Source organism: Bifidobacterium sp. ESL0769, from assembly GCF_029395495.1.
In the GTDB taxonomy this organism is placed as follows: domain Bacteria; phylum Actinomycetota; class Actinomycetes; order Actinomycetales; family Bifidobacteriaceae; genus Bifidobacterium.
Genome location: NZ_CP113918.1, coordinates 1062349 through 1081909 on the forward strand (window position 1 = coordinate 1062349; position 19561 = coordinate 1081909).

Below are 19561 nucleotides of genomic sequence, written 5' to 3' on the forward strand. Positions count from 1 at the left end.
TGGTTGATGCCGGTAAAACTATCAGCTATTGTCTCTCACGAGCATACGTGAACGTGTTCAGGAATTGCTGGGCGCGTTCGGATTGTGGATGGGTGAAGAACTGCTCGGCGTCGTCGGATTCCTCGACGATGCCGCCGTCCTCAAGCAGGATGATATGATCGGCCACCGCACGGGCGAACGCCATCTCGTGGGTGACGATGAGCATGGTCTGGCCGCTGTCGGCCAGTTCTACGATGACATCGAGCACTTCACGCACCATTTCGGGGTCGAGTGCGGCGGTGACCTCGTCGAAAAGCATGATTTGCGGGTGCTCGATTAGCGCGCGGCAAATGGCGACGCGTTGGCGTTGTCCGCCGGAAAGCTCGTGCGGCCAGGCGTCCTGACGGTCGGCCAATCCTACTCGTTCCAACAGTTTGATGGCTTCGGCCTTGACCTCGTCTTTCTTACGCTTCTGCACTAGGACCGGCGCAAGCATGATATTGCCGAGCACCGTCTTGTTGGGGAAGAGGTCATAGCTTTGGAAAACCATACCGACCTTGACGGGGTTTGCGTTGTCGTTGCTGGCCTTGGAGCTTGAAGCAGTTGCCTTGGAACTTGATTCATTGCCCGAGTTTGCTTTGGCAACATCCTTCTTCCTGCCGGACGTCCGTAGCACCTCGTCGCCGATGGTGATGTCACCACCTTGGATGGGTTCGAGACCTGCGATTGTGCGTAGCAGCGTCGACTTGCCGGAACCGGAAGGGCCTAGGATGACGAATACCTGGCCGGCCGGCACATCGAAGGAGATGTCGTTCAATACTGGCTTGTCAGCATTTTCGTACTGCTTCACAATATGTCGGATATGCAGAGTTTCGTGCAGGTCGTTCGTGTTCGCGTTCACCTTGGACGTTGTGACCGCCGTATCAGTCATGAGCCCACCTCTTTTCAAGCCTTCTGGCCACAATCGACAGCGGCCAGCAAACGAAGAAATACATGAAGAAAATCACGCCGTAAATCCACAGCGTCGCATCAGGGTATTGGAAGCGGTTCGCATCGATAATCTGCTGGCCAACCTTGATGACTTCAATCACACCGAGCAGCGCGGCCAGCGAGGTGGTCTTGACGATGCGGGTAATGAGGTTGACGCTGGCGGGAAGCAAACGACGCAACGCCTGCGGGAGGATAACCCTGCTGAAAGTCTGCCATGAATTGAGGCCAAGTACTTGAGCGGATTCATATTGCGTTCGTGGTATTGATTCCAGAGCTCCACGAACCAGATCGCCGAGCTCGGCACCGCCCCAAAGCACGAAGACCAGCACGCATGCGCCGGTGGCGTCAAGGTTCCAATTAAAGGCTCGCGCGAAACCGTAGAAAGCGATGAACAGCAACGCGAGCTGCGGCATGATACGGATGAAATCAAGATAAACACGCATGATGAAGCGCACAATCGGATTGTGCAACGTCATTAGCCAGCCAACAATAAGCCCGACCGGCAGGGAAAGCAGTACGGATGCCCCGGCTATCCAGATGGTTACCCACAAACCTTGCAGCAGGCGCGGGAAGACGCCCGGTTGCAGCAGTATCTCAGCGCCGTGCATAGTCGAACCTCCTCTCCAAAACCGTGCCGATGATGGAGATCGGCAGGAGGATGATGAGGTAGGTGACGATGAGCAGCGTCAGCGATTCGTAAGTGTTGTAAGTCTGGCCCATCAGATCCTTGGTGACGTACATGACGTCGGCCAGCGCGATGGCCGAAACCACCGAGGATTCCTTGACCAGGAAGATGATATTGGCCACCACGCCCGGAATGGCGGTGGAAAGCGCCTGCGGCACCGTGACATGAATCAGCATCTGCGAAGGACTGAAGCCCAAAACTTGCGCCGATTCGCGCTGGACTTGCGGCACCGCTTCGAACCCGCCGCGCAGCGCTTCGGCCATATACGAGCCGCCGAGGAAGGTGAGGCCCACGATTGCGCAGGTTTCCGCCGACCAGGAGACGCCGAGTTTCGGTAGTCCGAAATAAAGGAAGTACAGCTGAACCAGCAATGGCGTATTGCGTGAAAGCTCGATATAAACGCGGACAAGCTGCTTTACTATTGGGATATTGGCCGCTTCGACTGCCGCGCACAGCACGCCCAGAACGATGCTGAAGACGATGCCGAAGAACGAGATGAAGACGGTCATATAACCGGCGTTGACGAAGTAGTGGGCGTTATGGGCTATGAAGCTCCAGTCCATGGATGTCCTCCCTACTTCGTGATGAAAAACTTACTCGCTACCAACGGCTGCCAGCATTACCGGTGACTACCAACGTAGCATCCCAATGCAATGTCGAAAGCTTCATTGGGATTCATATCGTGGCACTTGTTGCCATAGTAGACGCGAATCCCCGAGAATGCACGCTTTGCGCCATATGAATAACCGATAAGTCGCTATCAACTGGTGAAGTTCGCATTCTGAGTACAAAAACCAGATTGGCTGCTAATGAGCAATCCCATCGGCAGCCAATCGTAAAAAGCAGAAAACAAAAAGCGTTCGTTCGCTCGTTTACTTCTTCTTCGTGTACATCTGCGTGTTGAGCAGATTGGCATAGTGCTTGATGACCGCCGGGCGCTTCACCTTCATGGAGGCGGTCAGCATGCCGTTCTCCTGGCTGAATTCCTCGGGCAGAAGGATGAACTTGCGCACGGATTCGGCGCGCGAGACGCCCTCGTTGGCCTTGTCAACCCACTTTTGCACTTCGGCGCGGACCACGGCGTTCTTACACGCGTCCTCCATAGACATGTCCTGGTCGAGGCCGGCAGCGTCGAGCCACTGGCGCAACGAGGGCTCGTCGAGAGTGATGAGTGCCGAAATGAACGGACGCTTGTCGCCGAGCACCAAGGCCTGCGAAGCGAACGGACAACGCTGGATGATCTCTTCGATCGGGCCGGGGGCGACGTTCTTGCCGCCGGCGGTGATGATGAGATCCTTCTTGCGGCCGGTGATGTAAAGGAATCCGTCATCGCTCAAGCGGCCAAGGTCGCCGGTGGCGTACCAGCCGTCGGGGGTGAAGGCGAGTTCGGTGGCTTCATCGTTCTTGTGATAGCGGTGGAAGACGCAGGTTCCCTTGACCTGAATTTCACCGTCCTCGGCCAAGCGGATGGAGAAGCCGGGGTAGGGTACTCCGACCGAACCTTCGTGGAACGGCGTTCCCTTGGGGTTGAACGCACAGGGCGCGGTGGTTTCGGTCAGGCCGTAACCTTCGTAGGCGGGGATGCCGGCACCGCGGAAGAACGCGGGCAGTTCCGGGTCGAGCGGTGCGCCGCCAGCGACGAACCATTCGGCCTGTCCGCCGAGCACATCGCGCAGCGACTTGTAGACAATCGGGTCGAAAGCGGCACGGCGTGCGCGGGTGGCGAAGCTGGCCTTGCCTTTTTCGCTTATTTCCTTTTCGTATTCCTGGGCGGCCACCACGGCTGCGGCGAATGCCACGCCCTTGGCACCGTTGCCGGCCTTCTGCGAGGCGGCGTTGTAGACCTTCTCCCAGACGCGGGGCACGAGGATGGTGACGATGGGCTTGGCGACCTGCAGGTCGCTGATTAGCGTCTTGATACCGCCGGCGATGTAGATGCGCAGGTCGCTGGCGACCACGATGTAGTTGACCGCGCGGGCGAAGGTGTGCGCCTGTGGCAGGAAGAGCAGAACGGACTTGCCTTTCTGCTTGAGCAGTTTCGGCATGTAGTCGCGCAGGTTCAGCGCGGTGGTGCAGTAGTGTTCGTGCGTCATCTCGACGCCCTTCGGCGCTGCGGTGGAGCCGGAGGTGTAGACGATGGAGCAAAGGTCGGTTTTCTTGATGGAATCGATGCGTGCGTCAAGCGTTTCATCGGTCACCGACTTGCCGTAGTCGCGCAGTTCCTCGAGCGCGCCGGCCTCGAGCGTATAGATCTTCTCGAGCGTCGGGCAGTCTTCGACGGCCCCGTCGGCCTTCTCGCGCATGTCGTTGGTCTCGACGATCAGCAAGCGGGAATCGGAATTGTTGACGATGTTGCGAATCTGCTCAGCCGAATCCGTGTCGTAAATGGTGGCGAGCACGCCGCCTACGGCCATCACAGCCGCGTCCACGACATCCCATTCGTAGGAAGTGTGGGACATGAAGGAGACGCCGTCACCTTTGTCGATGCCGTAATGCATCAGGCCTTTGGCGACGCTGCGCACGTCTTGAAGGAATTCGTTGGCGGTTTTGGTGACCCATTTGTTGCCGACTTTGAAGGTGTATAGCGGGTCGTCACCCATGCGTTCCGCGCGTTCGACGTAAAGGTCGTAAATTGACATATCGTCGTCGATGGGCGGGTTGCCGGGCGTGATGACGGTCAAAAGACCGGTCTTGTCATCAACGAAAAGCTTGGTGGGGTAGCCGGGACCCCATTCGTGGGTGTGCGGCAATGTCGAATAATCGACGGGTTTGACGGTGGCGAGGTGACGGTCATCGTTGAAATCCGGGGTTTCCGGCTCTTCGTTATTGACCGGGTGCTCGAAACCGTTTCCCAAATGGAAGGCCTTCTGACTCAGCTTCAGCGTTTCCTTTTTCAGTGAGTTGATGACTGACACGTGCGGACTCCTCGACCTTCTGTAGTGGCGGTATATTCAAGCAATATAGCCAATTCTATAGGATTTACGATGTTTCGTCACCTTACGGTAGCGTAACGCGGCCCATACATTGCAAGGCAATCCGGCCATCGTCGTGTCACTGAGAGAAAAGGCCGGAAATATTGCGATTATTGGAAAATGTGCCTGCGTGTGGGTTTCCCAGCTTTTGCCATTCGAACGGATAAATATATTTGCTATTGTGCTATCAGTTGAAAACGATATATCCTGACACGCCTTTGGGCTTGTCGAGCTTGAATATGCTGCGCACGAACGCCGTTACGTTCTTCCAGTAACGTTCGGGATCTATCGAAGCGGACATCGCGTGTGCGGCGCCGGGAATCATGAGTTTTTGTTTGACTGGACTGGCGCAGGCTCGGAAATTGCGGTCGAGGCTTGCAGGATTGACGAAGTCGTCGGCCGAGCCGTGGATGAACAGCATCGGAATCGACGTGTGGCGCAGTGCATCGATGCACGAGGCTTCCTTGAAATCGTAACCGGCGCGACGGCGTGCTATGAAACTCATCATGTCGATGACCGGACGGGCCAGGAATGCCGGGGCATGGTACAAGTGTCTGGCGCTGTAGAGGAATTGGTCTTCAAGGCTGGTGTAGCCGCAGTCGGCGATGGCGGCCTTGACGTTTTTCGGCAGTTTCGGGTCGCCCGCAGCCAGCATGACCGTCGCAGCGCCCATGGAATTGCCGTCCAACAGGATTTGCGCTTTCGGGTCGTTGGCCACGATGGTTTCTGTCCATTGCAGGAGGTCTCGGTGTTCCAACGCGCCCATACCGATGTATTTCCCGCCGCTCAATTCGTGGCAACGGTTGGCCGGAGTGAGAACGGTGAAGCCAAGTCCGGCAAAGCGATGCGCATATTTCGCCATTTCAGCTGGCGCTCCGGAAAATCCGTGACAGCAGATGGCATAAAGATGATGCGGGGGATTGGAGCAATCCGGGTCGAGCATCCAGCCGTGCAAGGGAGTCCCGTCAGTTGCCTTGATCGTCACCCCGCGCTTCGCGTCGTTGAACCAGCGCGCGGCTTCCGCCTCTTCCCTGGCATCATGGTGGGGCTGGCGTGCGGCCAAGGTCGTGTCCGGACGATTGCTTTTGAACAGCGAATGTTTTGAACCGGGTTCCAGCACGAAACGGAACAAGTAATCGGCAGCGGCGTAAAGCGTGCCGGCCATGGCGAAACCGCCGCAAATAAGACCGGTGGCCAAGGTTTTAGTCTTGCAATGCTGAACCATGTCGGGCTCCAATCCTTGCGATGCTGTGATAAAGAAATTATAAAAGACCAGGCTCACAAATGCTCTTCGTTATCGCATTGAGTGGATGTCGGCTTGAACAGTATAATAAGAATGTTGTTTCGGCAGGTTTTATATCTGTCGCGCTTTGGCGAGGGGAAGCGATTCCCGTTATCGACTGGGCTGAATGTTTTGAGTCTCTTCGAGGCTGCGATTTCGGCGCGTCGGTGCACCGAAACAATGCAGTAGATAATGTAAACAATCTCAAGGAGATTAACTATGGCAGACACCATTACCATCGAGGGCGAAGTCCGCGACGAGTTCGGCAAGGGCGCTGCCCGCCGTATGCGCGTGGCCAAGCAGATTCCGGCCACCATCTATGCTGGTGGCAACGACCCCGTTTTCGTGAAGCTTCCTATGCGTGAGACCACGCTGGCCCTGCGTCGTACGAACGCGCTGTTCACCATCAAGTGTGGCGACAAGTCCAAGATGGCCGTCGTCAAGGACGTCCAGCGCAACCCTGTCAAGCGTATCGTCGAGCACATCGACTTCTACGAGGTCAAGGCCGGCGAGAAGATCGAGGTCGAGGTCCCGGTCTTCGCCGTGGGCACCCCGAAGGGCGCGGCTGTCGCGTTCGTCGACATTCAGCAGCTTCGCGTGCGCGCGAGCGTCGACGCGTTGCCCGAGCGCATCGATGTCAACGTTGATGGCATGCAGGACGGCGAGAAGGTCTTTGCCAAGGAGCTCAATCTGCCTGAAGGCGTTGAGTTTGTCAACACCGATCCTGAAGAGTCCGTCGTCACCGTCGAGATTCCTGAGGATGCCACCGCCACCACCGCGGTCTCCGCTGAGGATGCCGCTGCTGCCGGTACCGAAGGTGAGGAAGGCGCCGCTGCTGCCGAAGGCGATGCGGATGCCGCCGCTTCGGATGACGCCGCTGCCGATGCAGACAAGAAGTGATTTCACTTTAACTGGGGCATCTTAAATATTGGTGTCGCCGTTAAGGTGATGTGATATTTTCAAATCCGTACTGGCCACGAGTTTGTGGTTGGTACGGATTTTTGGTTAATAACCCGATTTTCGCTCTTCGGATGTGAGCCCTCACGCCAATAAATTTTCATAATGTGAACGATTTCACCATATCTGTCCGTCTATGTGCGAAAGTAGCAGCATAACCCGGCGCCACAAGCGCAAGGTAAACCACAATTCTGGCCGCAATGCGACTGAAGTAAAGAAGAAGTGCATATGACTGAGCAATCCCATCATGATCCCGCAGTGTTGTCAAAACTCACCGAACCGTTCAAGGTTCTCGACAACCCGAATCCTGCCTCCGACGCCGAGCGCGCGAAGCTGATTGACAAGCCGGCTTTCGGCCAGCTTTTCAGCGATAACATGACCCACATGGTCTGGCATAAGGACAGCGGCTGGGGCGATCGCCGAGTCGAGCCCTACGGTCCTCTTGCCATGAGCCCTGGTGCCTCCGTCCTGCATTATGCACAGGAATGTTTCGAAGGTCTCAAGGCCTATCGTCACGCCGACGGCAGCACGTGGCTGTTCCGTCCGGACGCGAACGCCGAGCGTTTCGCCAATTCCGCCAAGCGTCTTTACCTGCCTGAACTTTCCAAGGATGATTTCCTGGGTTCCGTGGCCGCGCTGGTCAAGCGTGATGTTGACTGGGTGCCGACCCGCCGCGAATACACGCTTTATATGCGTCCGTTCATGTTCGCTTCCGAGGCGTTCCTCGGCGTGCGCGCCCCGCAGACCGTCGATTATTGCGTCATTGCCTCACCTTCCGGCCCGTACTTCCCGGGCGGCGTCAAGCCGGTGAGCATCTGGGTGGAAGACAAGTGGTTCCGCACCGGCCCCGGCGGCACCGGCTTCGCCAAGTGTGGCGGCAACTATGCGGCATCGCTTCTGGGCGAGTACCGCGGCGCCGACCACGGCTGCGAGCAGGTCTGCTTCGTCGACGCGGCCACCAAGACCTACCTTGAGGAACTCGGCGGCATGAACATGTTCACCGTGCACAAGGACGGCCACCTGGAGACCCCGTCGCTGACAGGCAACATTCTGCCGGGCGTCACCCGTCGCTCGCTTATCCAGCTGGCTCAGGACAAGGGCCACGACGTCGTCGAGACCATGATCAAGCTCGACGACCTGCTCGAGGACATCAAGTCCGGCGAGGTCACCGAGGTCTTCGCCTGCGGCACTGCAGCGATCATCACGCCTATCGGTCGCTTCAAGTCCGAGAAGTTCGATGTTCAGGTCAACGGCGGCAAGTCCGGCGATTTGACGCTGAAGCTCCGCGACGAGCTGCTCGGCATCCAGATGGGCGAGATCGAAGATCCGCACGACTGGATGTGGAAGGTCTGCTGAGCGATTTAAAGGTTTTCGCTTAACTGGCTTTTAGCTTTTAAACGGCCTGTAGTATTCCCTGAAGTTCCGGGAGTTGCCACAGGCCGTTTTGCTATGTGTTTCTGAAGTACTCGTTTGCTTGAAAACTGCGCAAGTACAGTGATAAACGCTGCGCTATATCAATGTGATACGGCATCTTACGTTGCGCAAAACATCAGGCGGTTCGCGGTCAAGTTTTGGCCGTCGTTTGGTATACTTTGCTATTGGTCTTTATACAACCTGACGAAGGATGTGCGGTATGCAGTTGGCACTGGAAAGTAACGTCTTTTTCTGGGCCATCGAATACATTGCGACCTTCTGTTGCGGCCTGCTTGGCGGGTTATGCGCGGTCAAGAAAAAGTACGATTTCATCGCCATCCTGATGACCGTCTGGCTCACCGGCCTCGGCGGCGGCATCATCCGTGATGTGCTGCTCGGTATATTCCCGCCCGTCGGCGTTTCGGACAAGGGGCTCGTCATCACCTCGCTGCTTGCCAGCGTTACGGTGGCTATCATTTATCCCGAAGTCGACCGGCTTAAATGGATTATGGTCGCGCTCGATGCCTTGGCGCTTGGCCTCTACGCGGTCAACGGTACTCAAAAGGCGTTGATCTACCACACGTCGGGCATGACGGCGGTGTTCATGGGCCTGATTACGGCAATCGGGGGAGGTCTTATTCGGGACATCCTGATCAACGACGTTCCGTCGGTCATCCGCGACAGCCATTGGTATGCGGTTCCGGCGTTGATTGGAAGCGTTTTGACGGTATTCGTGACCCGAGCCTACCAAGGCGGGCATATCCCGTTTAGCCTTGAAGTGACGTTTGATATCGCCATCGTTGCTTTCGTCGTCATCTTGCGTGTGCTTTCGGTGCGCTTCGACTGGAAGGTGCCAGGTGCCATCAGACGGCACCACACCTACCTGCCATTGCCTGTCAAAGACGACGAAGACGAGAAAACCGATAATAGGTGAATACTATACAAATAATTGTCTCTTGAAGAACCTGTAACGAAACGTAAAAGTCCTGCGGCGTGCATCATGGCCTTGGCTTGTCTACAGTTAGTTGTCTGACGGCCAACGCAAACGATGCCCCGAGTCATCAGACAACAAGACATGCCTAATTATTACCTGTGTTCGAAAAAAGAAAATTATCATCTATAGTGTTATTAGTCACATTTCTATGGTGACTAATAAAGGTTGGATAGCTGTTTTATCTGATTCAGCCGAGTTGGCTCATTCGACGTCTGAGGGAGTTAACGCATTGGATTTGTTCGTTTTTAAGTAATGAATCGACTCGAAGGAGGCAGCATGTCGATTGGCGATCGTACGAGGGATGGTAAGACTTCGGCAAAGGAGCGTTCTCGCATCTCGTCTCTGACGACATTGCGGAGGTCATTACGGCTATTGGTGGCAGTGGCACCGATATCCGTCATTGTCCTCCTCATTCTTACTGTGGTGCGGGCCCTGCTGTCGCCGCTACAGATTTTGGCCACAACACAGATCGTGAATGCCGTGGGTACAGGTTTGCTCCCGAAGGTTGTCGATTCGGCGGTACTTTTCGCTGTCGCTTTGTTGGGAATGTTCGTTACCGAGAACGTCATTAAATATTTATCCGACTCGATTCGAGAAAAACTATCCTATAGCGCTAATTGCAGTATCGTCGATAAGCTCACTACGCTCGAAACGCAGCAGTTCGAGGATGCGGAGACCTTCGATCGCATACAGCGGGCCGGAGGAGATACCGGCGGACATATCTTCGCTATATTTGATAGTGCACGTGATTTTCTACAGTCGTTCCTCACTATTGTATCCGTATTCTCTTTACTTGTTTCATGGAACAAATGGGTGGCCTTTTTCCTTCTGCTGGCACCTATTCCAGGTACCATCGGCACATTGATGGCCAGTTCCAAACAGTACAATATCGATTACCAGCGGGCAGGGGAACAACGCTTGTCGGACTATTATCGTTCGATTCTGACATCGGATAATGCAGCCAAGGAAGTCCATCTGTTTGGTCTGGGTGGTTTGTTGTCAGGGCGTTATAAGACGCTTATCGGTGGTTTTCTCAAACAGGATCTCGCTATGTCACGTATCTATCTGTGGATTGCGCTTGGCTTGGGGATTCTTACGACTCTGGCCAATATCGGAGCGGTCGCCGTGGGCGCGATTCAGGCTATGCATACAGGCAATGTCGGGCAGCTGGCCGGTTATATCAGTGCGACAGGGTCATTCGGGCAATCGGTATTACTTATTTTGGTTTCGGTTTCCACCATTTATCAGAGTCTGCTTTACGCCGGTAATTGGGTTCAACTCATGGACACGCAGCCGGCTGTGATCCGCTCCGGCGACGAGAAGCTCAATGATGGAACGCCCGTGACCGTTTCTTTCCGAAACGTAAGGTTTGCCTATCCTGGTTCCACCGATGGCAAAGAAATTCTTCATGATGTCTCTTTTGATCTTCCCGCCGGTCAATGTTCGGCTCTTGTTGGACTCAATGGTGCAGGTAAATCAACCATCGCAAAACTGATTTTACGTGTCTATGAGCCCACTTCCGGGTCGATTCTCATTAACGGTAGGGATATCAGTGAGTATTCCCGTGCGTCATTGTACGAGAGGTGTTCTGCGATTTTCCAGGATTATATACGATACGAGCGACCCTTACGTGAGAATGTGGGATTTGGCGATCCGGATGGAATCAACGATGATGATGCCATTGAACATGCGCTTGATCTGGTAGGGATGAAGGGCCTGGGGCAGTCACTGCCCGAGGGTCTGGATACTGTATTGGGAAGGCACTTCGAGGGTGGTTACCAACTTTCCATCGGGCAATGGCAGCGCGTCGCCCTGGCCCGCGCTTTGTTCAGGCGGCCGTCATTGCTTATTATGGATGAGCCGACCGCATCCGTGGACGCCCTTTCCGAGAAGCACTTCTTCGACTCACTGGATCGGGCGGATAGTACGGAGGAAGGCTCGCAGCGCACCACCATCCTCATCGCCCATCGTTTCACCACCATCACCCACGCCAGTCATATAGTCGTCCTGCGTGACGGTGATATAGTCGGGGAGGGCGATCACGAGGCATTATTGTCCGATTGTCCGTATTACCGCGGTTTATATGAGGCACAAGTGGTCAGCCAGCGGCACGAGGATCCCGCATCGATGCTCCGTCCGGAGAATTTCGAAGGTACTTCTCGTTGTAGCCCTTGATTGTTCGCAGATTCTGTCATCACATTGGCTGGAATTCCAGATATTCGAATTCCATGCGAACGACAAAAGTCGCGAAAAACGGTCTGAAAACGTGCTTTTCGTCGTGTGGGCGGGCGTTGATTTTGTGCTAGCATTCGAAAATCGCATTCAAAGATGGAGGAGGTAATCATGCAAGAAGATGAAAAGAGAATTACTCGTGATGTCGCCACTTCGACCACGTTGTCGGAGGACGGCAATAATGCTGCCGGTGAAAATGAATATGCGGCTAACAAACATTCCATGTTATTGGAAAGCAAGCAACCGCAGGATTCGGAAGTAGCCCCTGAAAATACTGTCACGATTACGAACGTGCCCGATGACCCTGAACGCTTGATTAACTCAGGTTCGTCTGGTGATTCAACAAAAGCAAATTCATCTGCTCAAGATGAGCAACACACGTCTGAACAGATACGAAGAAAGGCTGTGGGGCACCAGGCCGCAATCATCTGGGGCTTCATAGTGCTGTGGCTTGTATTGCAGGTGATTGGTGTTGTTTTCGCCATGATTGGCCATATGCCGGAGAAGAAGACAGACGCCGTGGTCGGCACCGTCAGCGAGCCGATCGCCATCCTTGTCGTGCTGCTGGCGTGTCGGAAGCTCTATATCGACAAATCGCAAGGCTCAAGGTCAATCCGTTTCACGATACGTCTCTCATCCCGAAAGCCGATGAACTGGCGGATGTGGCTTTGCTTGCTTATCGCGATGCTGGCTTTCTCGGCGGTCGGTGACCTGTTCGCCCAAGGTTTCCAAGGTGCGCTAGATCTGTTGGGTTGGTCGCAACATAGCAATGGCGACGAGATCGACCAGATGGTGAGCAGCTCGATCTTCGGTCTGCTTTCGTTGGGTTTCGTCGGGCCTGTGACTGAGGAGCTGCTGATGCGTGGCATCGTGATGCCGAATTTGGAACGCTATGGCAGAATTTTCGCCATCGTAACGTCAGCGTTGTTGTTCGGCTTCATCCATGGCGACATCAGCCAAGGATTCAATGCCGTGCTGGGGGGCTTGGTGCTCGGTTGGATGGCCAGCGAGTATTCCGTCGCGTGGTCGATGAGCATGCACATCTTCTACAATCTCGTGATTTGTGAAGGAGTCGGCAGACTGTTCGGCTTGCTTGCCGAGCCCATGCAGACCGTGGCGCAGTGGACGTTCGATGGTGTCTTCTTCGTCGTCGCCATCGTGTTGGTGGTGGTGAACAAGGACAAGGTCATGGCTTGGTACCACCGCAACCGTAGTCCCAAGCACACCTACCGTGCTTGGCGCTCACCGCTGTTCATCTTCACCTTGGCGGTGTTCCTCTTCTTCGCGTTGACTAGGATTTCGTTCTGAGCCACTGGTCCGACGCGGCGGAGTCGGCGGTGTAAATAACAAAACTCCTCCGGTTCCCAAAGGATATTGAAATCCCGGAAACCGAAGGAGTCTTTACTGGCCCTAAGGTCGATGCCTAAAGCGAAAAGCTCACATCTTGTTGATGGCGACTGCGAGATTCGACTTGCGGTTGGCGGCCTGGTTCTTGTGAACCACGCCCGCGCTGGCGGCCTTGTCGAGCTTCTGGCCGGCGATTTGGTAAGCTGCCTCGGCGGCGGCCTTGTCTCCGGACTCGATGGCTTCACGGGTCTTGCGAATCGCAGTCTTCAGGCTGGACTTCACGGACACGTTGCGCTTGTGCGCCTTTTCATTGGTCAGCACGCGCTTCTTCTGCGACTTAATGTTTGCCACAATTTCTCCAAACAACGTTTTCTATAAGGACATACAAAACTTTAGAATAGCACCTTATGCCGATATTTCGCGATGATTTCAGGAAATGACGTTACATGTCGCATTATTGCTCAATCGTTTTATACCGCTACTTTGTTTCCCGCCAATGATTTCATCGGAAAGCCTTTGCCTACCGCGGCCGATAGAATAAGGCCTAGTATAGGAAAAGCGGAATCGGAGAGACTCCGCTGCAAAATATGTATAAAAGGAGTGGCATCAGTGACTGAGGCGAAGAACAAACCGGGATTCACCGATCAATCGCTGATTCGTAATTTCTGCATCATTGCGCATATCGACCATGGCAAGTCCACGGTGGCCGACCGCATCCTCCAGCTTTCCGGTATCGTGCCGCAGCGCGAGATGCACGACCGGTTCCTCGATCGCATGGACATCGAGCAGGAACGCGGCATCACCATCAAATCGCAGGCCGTGCGCGTGCCGTGGACCTTCGACGGACAGGAATACACGCTCGGGATGATCGATACCCCCGGCCACGTCGATTTCACGTATGAAGTTTCGCGAGCCTTGGCCGCGTGCGAAGGTGCGGTGCTGCTGGTAGACGCCACGCAGGGCATCGAGGCGCAGACGCTCTCCAACCTGTACATGGCTATTGAGGATGACCTGACTATTATTCCGGTTTTGAACAAGATTGACCTGCCCAGCGCCGAACCGGACAAACACGCCGAAGAGATTGCGAACCTGTTGGGCTGCAAGCCTTCCGACGTACTGCGCGTTTCCGGCAAGACGGGCGAGGGTATCAAGGATTTGCTCGACCAGATCGTTCTGGAGATTCCAGCGCCTCATGGCGATCCGAAGGCTCCTGCACGCGCACTGATTTTCGATTCCGTTTACGACACCTACCGCGGCATCGTCACTTACATCCGTATGGTCGATGGCGAGCTCAAAAGTCGTGAAAAAGTACACATGATGGGCATCGGCATGACGCATGAACCCATTGAAATCGGCGTGATTAGCCCAGATATGACCCCGACCAAGGCGCTTGGCGCCGGCGAGGTCGGCTACATCATCACCGGCGCAAAGGATGTCAGCCAGTCCAAGGTCGGCGACACTGTCACCTCGGCTGTGCGTCCCGCGACTGAACCATTGCCCGGCTATCGAGACCCGCATCCGATGGTCTACGCTGGCATTTTCCCGATTGACAACGCCCAGTTCCCGGAACTGCGCGACGCGCTCGACAAACTCAAACTCAACGACGCTGCATTGACCTATGAGCCGGAGACTTCCGTGGCGCTGGGCTTCGGTTTCCGTTGTGGATTCCTCGGCCTTTTGCACATGGAAATCGTCGTCGAACGTCTAAGTCGTGAATTCGGGCTCGATCTCATTTCCACCGCGCCGAACGTGACCTACAAGGTCACCACCGAAGACGGCACGATGCACGAGGTCAAGAATCCGAGCGAATTCCCTGACGGCAAGATCAAGCAGATCATCGAGCCGATGGTCGCGGCCGACATCATCACGCCCAAGGAATTCATCGGTGCGGTGATGGACCTGTGCCAGGACCATCGCGGCGAGATGGGGACGATGGAATATCTGAGCCCCGAGCGCGTCGAAATGCACTATCGCATCCCGTTGGCCGAAATCGTCTTCGACTTCTTCGACCAGCTCAAGAGCCGTACCAAAGGCTACGCCTCGCTCGACTATCATGAGGACGGCGAGCAGAGTGCTGATCTGGTCAAGGTCGACATCCTGATTCAGGGGGAGAAGGTCGATGCGTTCAGCGCCATCGTTCACCGCGACAAGTCGTATAGCTATGGCGTGATGATGACCAAGAAACTGCAGAAGCTCATCCCACGCCAGCAGTTCGAGATTCCGATTCAGGCGGCTATCGGCTCCCGCGTCATCGCCCGCGAAACCATTCGTGCACTGCGCAAGGACGTGCTCGCCAAATGCTACGGCGGTGACATCACCCGTAAGCGCAAGCTTTTGGAGAAGCAGAAGGCCGGCAAGAAGCGCATGAAGATGCTCGGCCATGTCGAGGTTCCGCAGGAGGCGTTCGTCGCCGCCCTGTCTACCGGCGAGGGCGGTTCCGGCAAGTCCATGGACATCGACACCAAGAACAAGATCCGTGCTGCCGAAAAGGCTGTGAAGTAATCTGATGGAACATTTGAGTCCACTGTGTTAACATTGGACTCAAATGTTGTTATAAGGAGTCATCATGAGTTTCACTGCTAACGCGCCCAAGGCTACGCGAATTAATTTTCGTACCGATGAGGAGACAAAAGAGGAAGCAAATTCAATTTTTGCCAAGCTTGGTTTAGATATGTCGACTGCGCTAAACATGTTTTTGCAACAGACTATCAACGATCAAGGGTTGCCTTTCAAGCCGACGCTTTCCAAGTTCGAAAAAAGCGTACTGAAAGCAGCTGATGGTCCGACTCGTTCATTCGACAACGTTGATGATTTGATGAAGGAGCTTCGTGGCACTGCAACGAGTTGAGCGTACGTCGAAGTTTTTACGGCAGGCAAAGCAGCTTCAACGTAAGCATTATGATTTTGACGAATTGGAACATGTGATTCGTCTTTTGATGGAGCAGGACAAGGAAGTGCTGTACCGCCAATATCGTGACCATGCTTTGAAAGGGAATCTACGGCGATTCCGCGAACTCCATATCGATGCTGATTGGTTGTTGATCTATGGAATCAAGCACGAAACCCTGACACTCATATTGGTGGAGACCGGTACTCATCGCCAGTTGTTGGGTAAATAACGTAGGCGAAGAGTTCCCTATAAGACATAACCATGTAAACGGGCAGTAGATGGTGTTGTTGTCATCCGTCAAAAATTGTTTTTGTACAAGACGTGGCAGGGTCAATGTCCCAGTTTGGGGTTTCAACTAAGGATAAATACAACCCATTTTTGAGCGAGATACAGGATAAATGCAACCGGATTGCGCGTTGAAGCCGGGATAAATACAACCAGGTTTTCTGGTTAAAGTACACTTATCCAACCTGATTTGTCCGATATTTATACACTAATCCAACCAGATTATCGGAATTAACTTGCTTCTAAGAGTTGAAGATCAGTGCTGACCGGCGTTGAGCCAGGCGATGGCCAGCTGAGTGCGGTTGGCTAGGGACAGCTTGTCGAGGATGTTGGTGATGCGGTTGCGGACGGTGCCTTCGCTCAGGTAGAGCTGGGCGGCGATGTCGTGGTTATCGAGACCTTGGGCGACCAGAGCGGCGATGTCGCGCTCGCGGTCGCTTAACATCGAGAAAGCCGAAGCTGGTACATTGATGACGCCTTCCAGAGGCGTGTTGGATGAGACGGCCGTACGGATGTCACGTTCGCTGGTTGTGGATGATGTGTTCATGCGGACGCTGCCCCCGATCTCGCCTCTACTGGTTGAGGAAGAGGCTGAGGAAAGTTTGCCGAGTACCTGCGCACCTAGGACGACCTGGCCGGCCATCACCGCCTGAAGTGCCGGGCCGACGGAAGCCACGTCCTGCTTGATGAGGTAGCCTTTGGCGCCCAAAGCGATTGCCTGATCGATGTATTCCTTGTCGTCGAAGGTGGTGAGAAAAAGGATGCGAGCGGCCTTGTCGCGGGCGAGGATCTGACGTGCGGCCTCTAGGCCGTCAACGCCGGGCATTTGGATATCGATGAGCAGTACATCCGGCCGATTGGCAGGGTCATCGAAATATTTGGTTATTGCCGCTTTGCCGTCGTTCGCAGTCCACAGCACGTCTGCGGCATTTGTAGCCTCGAGAATCGTTCTGAGTGACGAACAGACAATGGGATCGTCGTCAACGATTGCCGTTTTCATACCGTTTCCTCTTCCTCTGTGTTGATATTCGTTTTCGGACCTGTGGCCGCTTTCGTCCAAGGAGCTTTCGGCAGAGAAACGAATACTCGCCAGCCGTCGCGGTGCGGGCCGCAAAGCGAGGTGCCGCCGAGGGCGTGGACGCGTTGCTCGATATCCGCTAAGCCCATGCCACGAAGGTCAGGGATGATTTTATTTGGAGATTGGGGAATAATGCCTTCAGTTGCTGTCTTGTTGAATACGGCAAGCTGCCAGAACGCGGGATAATCGTGCAGCGAAACGCTGGCGCTGCTCGAATCCGAATGGCGGATGACGTTGGTCAGCGCCTCGCGGATGACGGCAGTGAAGCAGCGTGCCACGGGGGCCGGGGTGTTTTCGATATCGCAATCCAACGTAACGGAAAAATCGGGTCTGGCGCTGTCCATGACATGTACGGCGTCGGTGATTTGTGCCTCGAAATCAGTGCCGTCGTCTTCAAGATCATGCACGGAGCGCCGCACCATCGTCATCGCATCGTTGAGGCTTTCGTTGATACCGATAAGTTGTTTGGCTGCGGTGTCGTCATCGGTAGCGTTCGCCACAGTGCTGGCCGCCTGTGTCTGCATCAGGGCGCGGGTGAGCAGATGGCCGACATTGTCGTGAATCTCGCGGGCGATGCGCGTGCGTTCGCGCAGGGTCGCCACTCGGGTCGATTCCTCCTGCTGCTCGCGCAGCGAATCGATTTGTGTCGCGTTGCGGCGACGGGTCGTTCTGATGGTGTCTTTGAGAGTGAGCAGTCTACGATGTTCGGAATCCGAAACGGAGAACATATATCCCAATAAAGCGGCGAGGCACGAAAGGAGCATCACTATGGCAGCATCCAATACCGGATGGGTCGCGGAATGAAGGTTGTGTCCGGCTGGCAAGAACCCACCAAACCGATAGGTCCAATATGAACATATCGAAGGGAAAATCCAGCACCATCGCATCAACTTGTGCCAGCGCTTTTCAGATTGGCCAGTCGGAATAACCATCTTTTCAAAGGCGACTAATGGCAGGAACGCAAGAAATTCAGGGAGCAACAACGATGGTACGCAGAACAACAGCAAGGGGAGTGGCGCGAAATCGGGAGTATTGCCGCCAAAGCGCAGGTCATCGTTGTCAAGCCATTGGGCCAGTGCCGAACAGCAAATGGCGGTAAGCAGGGCAGCGATGGCGGTGACATTGAACGAGCCATGTTGCCTTGCCGCTTCAAGCAGGGCGCAGCAAAGCAGCAATGCCGCTCCGGCCGCGTCTTGAAGATACCTTTTGCTCACGATTCGAGAGTATCACCCGGTCTCTGTGACGAAGGTTGCGCCGTGTGCCGAAGCTACTCGCGTCTCGCCGCTGTAATCCATTTCTTTTCAATGATTTGTGATGTGACGTATGGTGTCCCGCGAAAACGCCAAAGACAAAAGTAGTGACAAATGTAATTAGTGATACGACAAGAAAATGACGACACTCACCATGACCTGCCCGATTCCTCGCGTCACAATGGAATCACCAACATACACAACGTTCGCAATAGATAGGAAGGTTCATCTATGGACGCGAAACAAGACCCGAGCGGAACCGGCAACGTTCCGGCGGTCAGGATCAGTCATCTGGTCAAACGCTACGGCGACCATTTGGTGCTCGACGACTTCGACCTCGACGTGCCGCAGGGCAAGATATTCGGTCTGCTCGGCCCCAACGGCAGCGGCAAGACCACGCTGATCAATTGCATTCTTTCGCTTCTGACGTACGATTCGGGCGATATCAGGATTTTCGGCGAGTCGATGACGCCGAGTGCCTACGCGCTCAAAGCCCGCATCGGTTTGGTACCGCAGGATGTCGCGGTGCTTGAAGAGCTGACGGTCGAGGAGAACATCGACTATTTCTGCTCGCTCTACGTGTCGAAGAAGGAACAGCGCAAACCCCTGGTCGACGAAGCCATCGCGCTGGTCGGACTCGGCGATTTCCGCAAATACCGGCCGAAGAATCTTTCCGGCGGATTGAAGCGCCGCTTGAATATCGCCTGCGGCATCGCCCACAAGCCCGACCTCATCTTCTTCGATGAACCGACCGTAGCTGTTGACCCACAGAGCCGCAACGCCATTTTGGAGGGAATCCAGCGGCTCAACCGTGTCGGTGCCACCGTGGTCTACACGAGCCACTACATGGAAGAGGTCGAGCAGATCTGCGACCAGATACTCATTATGGATCATGGTCGCCACGTTGCGGAAGGTACGGTAGGCGAGCTCAAGGCAATGGTCTCCACCGGCGACCGCATACTTATCGAAACACTAGATCTCGCGGACACGGCGCTCGCAGATTTGCGGGAACTCCCGACCATCGTTGACGTGGATTACGACGGCAAGACGCTGACCGTACGCTGCAAAGCCGGCGAGCGCAATCTGGTCGATGTCCTCGACCTTCTGCAACGTTCCGGCGCCAACATCGGCCATGTCTCCTCGAACCCGCCGACGCTGAACGACGTGTTCCTCGAGATGACCGGCAAGGCGCTGAGGGACTAGGGGC

General features: G+C 55.0%; 17 protein-coding genes. 9 read left to right on the top strand and 8 right to left on the bottom strand.

The window, feature by feature from the left end; translation table 11 throughout:
- Window positions 1–25: 25 nt before the first annotated feature.
- The 5 genes from OZX72_RS04305 to OZX72_RS04325 all read right to left on the bottom strand — a co-directional run bounded on the left by OZX72_RS04305 (window position 26) and on the right by OZX72_RS04325 (window position 5851).
- A complete protein-coding gene (locus tag OZX72_RS04305) occupies window positions 26–910 on the bottom strand; it encodes an amino acid ABC transporter ATP-binding protein (RefSeq protein WP_277159172.1) in 885 nt (294 codons plus the stop codon).
- Window positions 903–1577, bottom strand: a complete 675-nt coding sequence (locus OZX72_RS04310; RefSeq protein ID WP_277159173.1) for an amino acid ABC transporter permease — start codon at window positions 1575–1577, stop codon at window positions 903–905. The genes OZX72_RS04305 and OZX72_RS04310 overlap by 8 nt, the downstream gene beginning before the upstream one ends.
- The gene (locus OZX72_RS04315) at window positions 1564–2217 is read right to left on the bottom strand and encodes an amino acid ABC transporter permease (RefSeq protein WP_277159174.1); all 654 of its coding nucleotides are present in this window, start codon (window positions 2215–2217) and stop codon (window positions 1564–1566) included. Before OZX72_RS04315 ends, OZX72_RS04310 begins: the two co-directional genes overlap by 14 nt.
- Before the next feature lie 309 nt (window positions 2218–2526).
- Window positions 2527–4569 carry a long-chain fatty acid--CoA ligase gene (locus OZX72_RS04320; RefSeq protein ID WP_277159175.1) on the bottom strand — a complete coding sequence of 681 codons (2043 nt, stop codon included), beginning with the start codon at window positions 4567–4569 and terminating at the stop codon, window positions 2527–2529.
- A 244-nt stretch (window positions 4570–4813) separates the two neighbouring features.
- Window positions 4814–5851, bottom strand: coding sequence for an alpha/beta hydrolase (locus OZX72_RS04325; protein WP_277159176.1), 1038 nt, complete (start codon window positions 5849–5851; stop codon window positions 4814–4816).
- Window positions 5852–6127: 276 nt separating this feature from the next.
- Between OZX72_RS04325 and OZX72_RS04330 the strand changes: the two genes are divergently transcribed.
- The 5 genes from OZX72_RS04330 (at window position 6128) to OZX72_RS04350 (ending at window position 12812) form a co-directional block, all read left to right on the top strand.
- Window positions 6128–6808, top strand: coding sequence for a 50S ribosomal protein L25/general stress protein Ctc (locus OZX72_RS04330; RefSeq protein WP_277159177.1), 681 nt, complete (start codon window positions 6128–6130; stop codon window positions 6806–6808).
- Between the two features lie 285 nt (window positions 6809–7093).
- On the top strand, window positions 7094–8221 hold the full coding sequence (locus OZX72_RS04335) for a branched-chain amino acid aminotransferase (protein WP_277159178.1): 1128 nt from the start codon (window positions 7094–7096) through the stop codon (window positions 8219–8221).
- A gap of 277 nt (window positions 8222–8498) precedes the next feature.
- The gene (locus tag OZX72_RS04340; protein WP_277159179.1) at window positions 8499–9212 is read left to right on the top strand and encodes a TRIC cation channel family protein; all 714 of its coding nucleotides are present in this window, start codon (window positions 8499–8501) and stop codon (window positions 9210–9212) included.
- 336 nt (window positions 9213–9548) lie between these two features.
- Window positions 9549–11447 (top strand): ABC transporter ATP-binding protein, encoded by a 1899-nt coding sequence (locus OZX72_RS04345; protein ID WP_277159180.1) that lies wholly within the window; start codon window positions 9549–9551, stop codon window positions 11445–11447.
- A 168-nt stretch (window positions 11448–11615) separates the two neighbouring features.
- A complete protein-coding gene (locus tag OZX72_RS04350; RefSeq protein WP_277159181.1) occupies window positions 11616–12812 on the top strand; it encodes a type II CAAX endopeptidase family protein in 1197 nt (398 codons plus the stop codon).
- Between the two features lie 129 nt (window positions 12813–12941).
- Here the strand turns inward: OZX72_RS04350 and rpsT are convergent, their stop codons facing one another.
- Window positions 12942–13202 carry a 30S ribosomal protein S20 gene (rpsT, locus tag OZX72_RS04355; protein ID WP_277157284.1) on the bottom strand — a complete coding sequence of 87 codons (261 nt, stop codon included), beginning with the start codon at window positions 13200–13202 and terminating at the stop codon, window positions 12942–12944.
- 258 nt (window positions 13203–13460) lie between these two features.
- Here rpsT and lepA point away from each other — a divergent pair, with 258 nt between their 5' ends.
- From lepA to OZX72_RS04370, 3 genes are all read left to right on the top strand, one after another.
- Window positions 13461–15353 carry a translation elongation factor 4 gene (lepA, locus tag OZX72_RS04360; RefSeq protein ID WP_277159182.1) on the top strand — a complete coding sequence of 631 codons (1893 nt, stop codon included), beginning with the start codon at window positions 13461–13463 and terminating at the stop codon, window positions 15351–15353.
- Between the two features lie 64 nt (window positions 15354–15417).
- Window positions 15418–15699 carry a type II toxin-antitoxin system RelB/DinJ family antitoxin gene (locus tag OZX72_RS04365; protein ID WP_277159183.1) on the top strand — a complete coding sequence of 94 codons (282 nt, stop codon included), beginning with the start codon at window positions 15418–15420 and terminating at the stop codon, window positions 15697–15699.
- A complete protein-coding gene (locus tag OZX72_RS04370; protein WP_277159184.1) occupies window positions 15680–15970 on the top strand; it encodes a type II toxin-antitoxin system YafQ family toxin in 291 nt (96 codons plus the stop codon). The genes OZX72_RS04365 and OZX72_RS04370 overlap by 20 nt, the downstream gene beginning before the upstream one ends.
- A gap of 312 nt (window positions 15971–16282) precedes the next feature.
- On the opposite strand, the gene OZX72_RS04375 is transcribed toward OZX72_RS04370, so the two are convergent.
- Window positions 16283–17026 carry a response regulator transcription factor gene (locus tag OZX72_RS04375; RefSeq protein ID WP_277159186.1) on the bottom strand — a complete coding sequence of 248 codons (744 nt, stop codon included), beginning with the start codon at window positions 17024–17026 and terminating at the stop codon, window positions 16283–16285.
- Window positions 17023–18318 (bottom strand): histidine kinase, encoded by a 1296-nt coding sequence (locus OZX72_RS04380; protein WP_277159187.1) that lies wholly within the window; start codon window positions 18316–18318, stop codon window positions 17023–17025. The genes OZX72_RS04375 and OZX72_RS04380 overlap by 4 nt, the downstream gene beginning before the upstream one ends.
- 267 nt (window positions 18319–18585) lie before the next feature.
- Here OZX72_RS04380 and OZX72_RS04385 point away from each other — a divergent pair, with 267 nt between their 5' ends.
- On the top strand, window positions 18586–19557 hold the full coding sequence (locus tag OZX72_RS04385; RefSeq protein WP_277159188.1) for an ABC transporter ATP-binding protein: 972 nt from the start codon (window positions 18586–18588) through the stop codon (window positions 19555–19557).
- Window positions 19558–19561 lie beyond the last annotated feature (4 nt).